Source organism: Xanthomonas sp. NCPPB 1067 (assembly GCF_020783795.1).
GTDB classification, from domain to species: domain Bacteria; phylum Pseudomonadota; class Gammaproteobacteria; order Xanthomonadales; family Xanthomonadaceae; genus Xanthomonas; species Xanthomonas melonis.
In genome coordinates, this window is sequence record NZ_JAJGQG010000016.1 from 84,325 (window position 1) to 92,924 (window position 8,600).

Sequence of the window (8,600 nt, forward strand, 5' to 3'; positions counted from 1 at the left end):
GCAAGATCCTTATTGTGCCAACCGGAAGGCGGTGAGGTCGCCGTCGGTGTTTTGTACCAGCAGAATGCCATCCACGACCACCGGCTGCGCCAGCAGCGTGTCGCGTCCAGCGCGAGCGCGCGCGACCAGTGCACCGTCACTGAGCTTCAGCCAGTGCAGGTAACCCTTGTAATCGCCGACCACGGCATAGTCGCCCTGGATGGCCACGCCGGTCAGCGAGCGACGGGCCAGCGCAGCCTGCGACCACATGGCCGCACCGCTGGCCTTGTCCAGGCCCCACACGGTGCCGGCATTGTCGGCCACCACCACGTTGCCGGACGACACGCCCGGGCCACCGGGACCGCCATGGTCGCGGCTCCACAACGGGCGTCCGCTCGGGCCTTCCAGCGCAAGGGTTTCGTTCTTGAAGCTGGTCGCGTACAGGGTGGTGCCATCCAGCACCGGCGCGCCGTCCACATCGGACATGCGCTCCAGCTCGGTACGGCCTTCCGGCACGCCGATGGCCTGGTCCCACAGCGGTCGACCATCCTGCAGGGCGAGCGCGCTCAGGGTGCCGCTGTCGTTGCCGACGAACACCACACCCGGGCCGGTCACGATCGGCGCATTGCCGCGCACCGACAGGGTCGGGCCTTCCTCGGCATGGAACCAGCGGCGTTCGCCGGTGGCCGCATCGAATGCGGTCACGCGGCCGTCGTTGCTGCGTACCAGCACCAGGTTCTGCGCGATCGCCGGCGCGGCGATCACCTCGTTCGGTACCTTGGCGCGCCACTTCTCGGTGCCATCGGCCTGGTTCAAGGCGATCACGTCGCCGGACAGGCTGCCGATCACCACCAGGCCTTCGCCCACACCGGGGCCGCCGGACAGGCGTTGCTTGAACTTGCGATCGTTACGCTCTTCCTTCTTGGGCGCGTATTCCCACACACGCTTGCCGGTCTGCAGGTCCAGCGCCTGCACCCCGCCGCTGATCGCCGCCGCATACACCTTGCCATCGGCCACCGCCGGGCGCTGACGCACACCGATGCGCCCCTCGCCCTTGCCCACGCCGGTGGACCAGAGCTTGTCGACCTTGACCGATGGCTCGAAATCCACCAATTCCGCAGGTTCCTGCGCCTTCTTGGCCGCCGCATCCTTCCCGGCGAACCAGCCCTTGACGGTGCTGCAGCCAGCCAACGACACGCCCATCAGGGCAAGCAACACCACGCGCTTGTACATATCGACCTGCTTCATCACATCTGCTCCGCCGGATCGGGCACCTTGCCGCCCACATCCATCAACTTGGTTTCCAGCAGCCGGCGCTGCGGCGACGCCACGTCTACCGTAGTCAGCGCCTTGGCATACAGCGCACGCGCCTGGTCGGGCTTGCCCTGTACCACCAGCGCATCGGCGCGGATTTCCAGACTCGCATGATCCTGGCTCTCGGTCAGCAGCTTGATCGCATCTTCCGGCTTGCCGCTTTCGATCAGTACGCGCGCCAGACGCTGCTGCACGATCTGCTTGAGTTCGCCTTCGGCCGGCACCTCACGCAGGGTCTTGATCGCTTCGGCGTTCTTGCCGGCGTCCACCTGGGCCCTGGCCAGCCGCAACGCTGCGAGCTCGGCGTAGATGCCACCCTTGCCATCGTCCAGCGCCACGATGTCCTTGGCGGCCTTGTCCAGATCCTTGGCCTGGATCGACTTCACCACCGCCTCGTAGCGCGCGTTGGCCTCGACCAACTCGGTATTGGCGCGCTTCTGCCACCACTGCCAGCCCAGGATCAGTGCCAGACCGAGCAGCACACCGCCCATCAGCCCAGCGCCATTCTTTCTCAACCAGGAACGAACGCGTTCGCCTTGTTCGTGTTCGTCCAGCAGATCGTCGATCGCCATGCGTACTCTCGCTCCGTCATCCCGAAGGCGCGGAACATCAAAAGGGAAAAATGAAAAACCGCAGTCCGCTTCTACTCGGAAGCAGGCACCACGGAGCCGTCGGAGGATACCGCAAAACGTGCCACGTTCGCGCGCTGGAACGGTTTGACGTCGACGATACTGCCGCCTTGCTGAACCTGTACCGCCGACGCGTTACCCAGCACGACACGACCGACCTGGCCCGGCGCATAGCTGCGTCGCTCGCCGGCACGGATCAAGGCTTTCTCGACCGGGCTGCCATCGGGCGCCAGGATCTGCACCCAGCTATCGCCCTCGAAACTGAGCGACAGGCTGCCGGCCTGCGTAGCCGCCGGCGCCTGTTCGGCCGCCGGGGTGGTGCGCGGTACCGGCGTCATCGAGGCGATATAAGGCGCCGCCGGCTCACGTGGCGCGGCCGCAGGCCGGGCTGCCGCATCGGGCTTCGAAGTGGTCCTGGCCGCCTCGGGCATGCTGTCCAGCGACACCGTACTCGGCGCCTGGCCATCCAGATGCGAGCGCGTGGCATACCACACCGGCACCGCGAACACCCCGGTGATGACCACGTACATCGCCTTGCGCGCGGTGCTTTCGACGAGCCGGCGCGCGCGCGGGGTATGGGTATGGCTGACCAGCTTCACCGGTTCGACCGGCGCGATGGTCGCCTGCCGCAACAACGGCTCCAGATCCACGTGCAGCAGGCGCGCATAGCTGCGCAACTGCCCGCGCACGAAAACCGGCGCGCCCAGGCGCTGCCAGTCTTCCTGTTCCAGCGAGCGCACCACGTGCGCCGGCATGCGCAGCTTGCCCGCGACATCGTCCAGGCTCAGACCGGCCGCTTCGCGCGCATCGCGCAAATGCTGTCCGCAGCCCTTCTCCTGCTCGAAAGGGTTCGGATTGGAATCACTGATCACAATGCATTGGCCCCGGGGTTAGCGGTCGCTGCGTCAGGAAATTCCTTGACCAACCGCTGTTGGTAACGGCTGGCAGCAACCTTGTCGCCCAGCCCTTGCTCAATCTGAATGGCGAGTTGTAACACGGATGCCGTTGCCGGTGCAGCCGCCAGCCTGCGCTCGACGAAGGCGCGTGCTTCGAAAAAATTGCGTCGCCCCGCTTCCAGGCGCGCCATCGACTCGAGTGCGTAGGGGTTGCTCGGATCGATGTCCAGGGCCTTGCGCAGATCGCCGATCGCGCGCTCGGTCTGGCCTGCCTTCAACGCGCAACCGCCGGCATTTCCGAGCGCAGACGCCGGTGACGCATAGGACCTGTCGGCCAATGCGCGATCGAACCAGGTCAGCGATTCGGCAGGCGAACCGTTGGCGCATAACCAGGCACCGTAGTTATTGAGAACGTCACCGCGCTGGGGAGCCAATTCCGCAGCCCTTCGATAAGAAGCGCCAGCGCCAGCCACATCTCCCCTGCCGCCCTGGATCAGGGCCAACATGCCGAGGGCGTCCACCGACTGCGGATCTTTCTTCAGCGCTGCCCGAAGCTGCTCTTCAGCGCCGGCGTAATCACCTGTCTGCATCCGATTGCTGGCAAGGCCCAACTTTTCCTGCACGGCAATCCGGTTCTTGGTGGCCTTGCCATCGCGAAACGAATACACCGGCGCCGCTTCCTCGATGCTTTTGGCCGAGCCGGCCTTCGCATTGCGCCCACCGCAGCCGACCGCGCCCAGCGCGATCGCCACGACTGCCATTACCGCAAGTTCACGCTGCCGCATCTCGATCGGCCTGCCCTTCCAATGTGCGGCGGAACTCCGCCTGACGACGGGTGCGGTCCATGACCTGCCCCTTGAGCTGCCCGCATGCCGCATCGATGTCGTCACCGCGGGTACGGCGCACCATCGTCAGCACCTGCGCATCGAGCAGGATCTTCTGGAATGCACGGATCTCGGTCTCGCCGGAGCGCTCGTAACGCGTACCGGGGAACGGATTGAACGGAATCAGATTCACCTTGCCGGCGTCCTTGGACTGCACGGCATTGTCGAACTGCCGCATCAACCTGGCCAACTGGCGAGCATGCTCCGGCTGATCGTTGATGCCCTTCATCAAGGTGTATTCGAAAGTGACCGAGTCGCGCTTCTTGCTGCCGCGCAGATAGCGCGCGCACGATTCCATCAACTCGGCGATCGGGTACTTCTTGTTCAACGGCACCAGGCTCTCGCGCAAGGTGTCGTTGGCAGCGTGCAGGGACACCGCGAGCGAGACATCGCTTTCGGTGGAGAGCCGGTCGATCATCGGCACCAGGCCGGAGGTCGACAGCGTCACCCGCTTGCTGGCCAGGCCATAGCCCAGATCGTCGCGCATCACGCTCATCGCGCGCACGACGTTGTCGAAATTCATCAGCGGCTCGCCCATGCCCATCATCACCACATTGGTGAGACGGCGCTGCTGGTGCGGCACGTTGCCCAGGTGCCGCGCCGCCACCCACACCTGCCCGATGATCTCGGCCGTGGTCAGATTGCGGTTGAAGCCCTGGGTGGCAGTGGAACAGAACGTACAGTTCAGGCCGCAGCCGACCTGGGACGACACGCACAAGGTGCCGCGGCCCTTGTCGGGGATATAGACAGTCTCGATGGCGTTCTTGCCATCGGTGCCCATGGCCAGCAGCCACTTGTGGGTGCCATCGGCGGACGGCTTGTCGAACACGACGTTCGGGACCAGCACCTCGGCATGCTGGTGCAGCTTGGCACGCAGCGCCTTGCCGAGGTCGGTCATCTGGTCGAAATCGGTGACGTAGCGGTGGTGGATCCACTTCATCACCTGATGGGCACGGTAGCGCGCTTCGCCAAGCGTCTCGGCGAAGAAGCGCTCCAGTCCCTCGCGATCGAGGTCGAGCAGGTTCTGCTTGCGCACCGGCGCTGCGGGAACAGGAACATCCTGCAGCACAGAGGGGATCACGACCTCATTCACGATTCGACTCTCTCGGCCTCAGCGCGAGACCACTTCGGTGGCGGCAAAGAAGTACGCGACTTCGTTGGCTGCGTTCTCGACCGAATCCGAGCCGTGGGCGGCATTGGCATCGATCGAATCGGCGAAATCGGCACGGATGGTGCCCGGCGCGGCGTCCTTCGGATTGGTGGCACCCAGCAGATCGCGGTGCGCGGCAACGGCGTTCTCGCCTTCCAGCGCCTGGATCATCACCGGGCCGGAGATCATGAACTCGACCAGCGCGTTGAAGAACGGACGCTCGCGGTGCACGGCATAGAAGCCCTCGGCCTCACGGCGCGACAGCTGCTTGTACTTGGCGGCCACGACCTTCAGGCCGGCCTTCTCGAAGCGGCTGTAGATTTCGCCGATCACGTTCTTGGCGACCGCGTCGGGCTTGATGATGGACAGGGTGCGCTCCAGCGCCATGGGAAGTTCTCCGTTGGGCGGGCCACTGAAGGCCCGAGGTTATCATGAAAAAAACCCGCGTCAAAACGCGGGCTTAGGCTTCTTTGCGATGGTCAATTCTATCTGGTTGCCGATCCGTTTGCACACCGCCCCCTGAATCGTGCTGCGGCGCCGCATGACCTGGCTGTGATAGACCCCGTAGACTCAAACAATCGTTTGATTGAGCGCTTTCCGGACGCATGCCCAAGCCAGCCCACTTTTCCACCAAGGACCGCATTCTCGGTGCGGCCGAGGAGCTGTTCGCCCAGCACGGATTTGCCGGCACCTCGCTGCGCCAGCTCACCACCCAGGCCGACGTCAACATCGCCGCGGTGAACTACCACTTCGGCTCCAAGGAGAATCTGGTCAACGAGGTGTTCCGGCGGCGCATGGACGAGATGACCGCCGCGCGGCTGCAGCAGCTGGAAGCGGCCAGGAAATCGCAGCCCGGTGAACTCACCGCGGTGCTGGCGGCATTTGTCGAGCCGGCCCTGGCGATGGCCCAGGACCGCCAGAACGGGGGCGCCTTCGTGCGCGTGATCGCCCGCGCCTACGCCGAGAAGAACGACAACCTGCGCAAGTTCCTGTCCGACCACTACGGCCACGTGCTGCGCGAGTTCGGCAAGGCCATCGCCGCCTGCGTGCCGGGCCTGAGCAAGGAAGAGCTGTATTGGCGGCTGGACTTCCTGGCCGGCGCGCTGACCTACGCCATGGCCGACTTCGGCCTGATCAAGCGTCCGGCCGGCGTCAGCGAGGCCGACCATCGTGCGCGTGCGGCGCGCGAACTCATTCGTTTCGCGGAGCCCGGCTTCCGCGTTCATTCCACACCGTAAACGTTCCACCAAGAGGCCAATCGCTATGTCCAATCCGTTGCTAGTCCGTCGCGCCGCCGTGCTCGGTGCCGGCGTCATGGGCGCGCAGATCGCCGCGCACCTCACCAATGCCGGTGTCGACACCGTCCTGTTCGACCTGCCTGCCAAGGACGGCCCGGCCGACGGCATCGTGCTCAAGGCCATCGCCAACCTGGGCAAGCTCAGCCCTGCCCCGCTGGCCAGCAAGGCGCTGGCCGAGGCGATCACGCCCGCCAATTACGAGAGCGGTCTGGAACAGCTGCGCGACTGCGACCTGATCATCGAGGCGATCGCCGAGCGGATGGACTGGAAGCAGGACCTCTACAAGAAGATTGCCCCGTTCGTGTCCGAGCATGCGGTACTGGCCTCCAACACCTCGGGCCTGGGCATCAACAAGCTCTCCGACGTGCTGCCCGAGCAGTTGCGCCACCGTTTTTGCGGCGTGCACTTCTTCAACCCACCGCGCTACATGCACCTGGCCGAGCTGATTCCGGCCAAGGGCACCGACAAGGCCGTGCTGGAAGGGCTGGAAGCGTTCCTGGTGACCACGCTCGGCAAGGGCGTGGTGTATGCGAAGGACACTCCGAACTTCATCGGCAACCGCATCGGCGTGTTCTCGATCCTGTCGACCATCCACCACACGCAGGAGTTCGGGCTCGGCTTCGATGAAGTGGACGGCCTGACCGGCCCGTTGGTCGGCCGCCCGAAGTCGGCGACCTACCGTACTTCCGACGTGGTCGGCCTGGACACCATGGCGCATGTCATCAAGACCATGGGCGACACCCTGCCCGACGACCCGTGGCACCAGTATTTCAAGGCGCCGAAGTGGCTGGACGCATTGATCGCCAAGGGCGCGCTGGGCCAGAAGGTCGGCGCCGGCATCTTCCGCAAGGTCGGCAAGGACATCGTGGTGCTGGATCTGGAGAAGCAGGATTACAGAACCGCCGATCGCAGCGCTGCGCCGGAAGTGGTCGAGATCCTCAAGATCAAGAATCCGGCCGAGAAGTTCGCCAAGCTGCGCGAGAGCCAGCACCCGCAGGCGCAGTTCCTCTGGGCCACGTTCCGCGATCTGTTCCACTACAGCGCCTACCACCTGGCCGATATCGCCGAGACCGCGCGCGACGTGGACCTGGCGATTCGCTGGGGCTACGGCTGGTCGCTCGGCCCGTTCGAGACCTGGCAGGCGGCCGGCTGGAAGCAGGTGGCGCAGTGGATTGCCGAAGACATCTCCAACGGCAAGAGCATGAGCAGCGCGCCGCTGCCGAACTGGGTGTTCGATGGCCGCGACGGCGTGCATGGCGCCGAAGGTTCGTACAGCCCGGCGCGTGATGCCAAGCTGCCGCGCTCGGCATTGCCGGTGTACAAGCGCCAGCGCTTTCCGGACCCGCTGCTCGGCGAGAAGTTCTCGCCGGGCGAAACCGTGTTCGAGAACGACGGCGTGCGCATGTGGCATGACGGCGACGACGTCGCGGTGGTCAGCTTCAAGACCAAGATGAACACCGTTTCCGACCATGTGCTCGACGGCTTGCAGGAAGTGGTCGGCCGCGCCGAGAAGGACTTCGCCGGCCTGGTGATCTGGCAGCAGAAGGAACCCTTCTCCGCCGGCGCCGATCTGGCCGGCGCGCTGGGCCTGCTGCAGGCCGGCAAGGTCGATGCGTTCGAGGCGCTGGTGGCCAACTTCCAGGCCACCAGCCAGCGCATCAAGTATTCGCAGGTGCCGGTGATCTCTGCCGTGCGCGGCCTGGCGCTGGGCGGCGGTTGCGAGTTCCAGATGCACAGCGCCAAGACCGTGGCCTCGCTGGAAAGCTACATCGGCCTGGTCGAAGCCGGGGTCGGCCTGCTGCCGGCCGGCGGCGGCCTGAAGGAGATCGCGGTGCGCGCCTCGGTCGCTGCGGGCCCGGGCGGCGACGTGTTCGCCGAACTGAAGAAGACCTTCGAGACCGTGGCGATGGCCAAGGTCTCCAACTCGGCCGTCAACGCCAAGGAACTGGGCCTGCTGCGCGCCACCGACAAGGTGGTGTTCAACAGCTACGAGAGCCTGCACATCGCCAAGGCCGAGGCGCGCGCACTGGCCGAGGGCGGCTACCGTGCCCCGCTGCCGGCACGCCGCATCCAGGTGGCCGGCGACGTCGGCATCGCCACCTTCAAGATGCTGCTGGTCAACATGCTGGAAGGCCGCTTCATCAGCGAGTACGACTACGAGATCGCCAGCCGTATCGCCACGGTGGTCTGCGGTGGCGAAGTCGATCGCGGCGCACTGGTGGACGAAGAGTGGCTGCTCAAGCTCGAGCGCAAGCACTTCGTCGAGCTGGCCCAGCAGGAAAAGACCCAGGCGCGGATTGGGCACATGCTCAAGACCGGCAAGCCACTCAGGAATTGATTGAAGCCGGGACCCGGGACTCGGGACCCGGGACCCGGAAAGGCAAGAGCCGCTACTGGGCGCTTTTGACCTTCCGGGTCCCGGGTCCCGGGCCCCGGGCCCCCAACAAGCA

General features: G+C 65.4%; 8 protein-coding genes. 2 read left to right on the forward strand and 6 right to left on the reverse strand.

Annotated elements, in window-relative coordinates:
• Positions 1-9: 9 nt before the first annotated feature.
• The 6 genes from bamB to ndk all read right to left on the reverse strand — a co-directional run bounded on the left by bamB (position 10) and on the right by ndk (position 5,239).
• Positions 10-1,227, reverse strand: coding sequence for an outer membrane protein assembly factor BamB (gene bamB / locus LL962_RS13305; RefSeq protein WP_228317243.1), 1,218 nt, complete (start codon positions 1,225-1,227; stop codon positions 10-12).
• On the reverse strand, positions 1,227-1,865 hold the full coding sequence (locus LL962_RS13310) for a YfgM family protein (protein WP_228317244.1): 639 nt from the start codon (positions 1,863-1,865) through the stop codon (positions 1,227-1,229). The genes bamB and LL962_RS13310 overlap by 1 nt, the downstream gene beginning before the upstream one ends.
• Before the next feature lie 71 nt (positions 1,866-1,936).
• Positions 1,937-2,794 carry a helix-turn-helix domain-containing protein gene (locus LL962_RS13315; RefSeq protein ID WP_228317245.1) on the reverse strand — a complete coding sequence of 286 codons (858 nt, stop codon included), beginning with the start codon at positions 2,792-2,794 and terminating at the stop codon, positions 1,937-1,939.
• Positions 2,791-3,579 (reverse strand): type IV pilus biogenesis/stability protein PilW, encoded by a 789-nt coding sequence (pilW, locus tag LL962_RS13320; protein WP_228317255.1) that lies wholly within the window; start codon positions 3,577-3,579, stop codon positions 2,791-2,793. Before pilW ends, LL962_RS13315 begins: the two co-directional genes overlap by 4 nt.
• A gap of 10 nt (positions 3,580-3,589) precedes the next feature.
• Entirely contained in the window at positions 3,590-4,795 is a 1,206-nt protein-coding gene (gene rlmN, locus LL962_RS13325; RefSeq protein WP_104587129.1) for a 23S rRNA (adenine(2503)-C(2))-methyltransferase RlmN, read from the reverse strand.
• Positions 4,796-4,813: 18 nt separating this feature from the next.
• On the reverse strand, positions 4,814-5,239 hold the full coding sequence (ndk, locus tag LL962_RS13330) for a nucleoside-diphosphate kinase (RefSeq protein WP_002812972.1): 426 nt from the start codon (positions 5,237-5,239) through the stop codon (positions 4,814-4,816).
• 218 nt (positions 5,240-5,457) lie between these two features.
• On the opposite strand from ndk, the gene LL962_RS13335 reads away from it, so the two are divergent.
• Together LL962_RS13335 and LL962_RS13340 are read left to right on the forward strand one after the other, a co-directional pair.
• Entirely contained in the window at positions 5,458-6,090 is a 633-nt protein-coding gene (locus LL962_RS13335) for a TetR/AcrR family transcriptional regulator (protein ID WP_228317247.1), read from the forward strand.
• Positions 6,091-6,115: 25 nt separating this feature from the next.
• Positions 6,116-8,488: a 3-hydroxyacyl-CoA dehydrogenase/enoyl-CoA hydratase family protein gene (locus LL962_RS13340; RefSeq protein ID WP_228317248.1), complete on the forward strand. Its 2,373-nt coding sequence runs from the start codon at positions 6,116-6,118 to the stop codon at positions 8,486-8,488.
• Positions 8,489-8,600 lie beyond the last annotated feature (112 nt).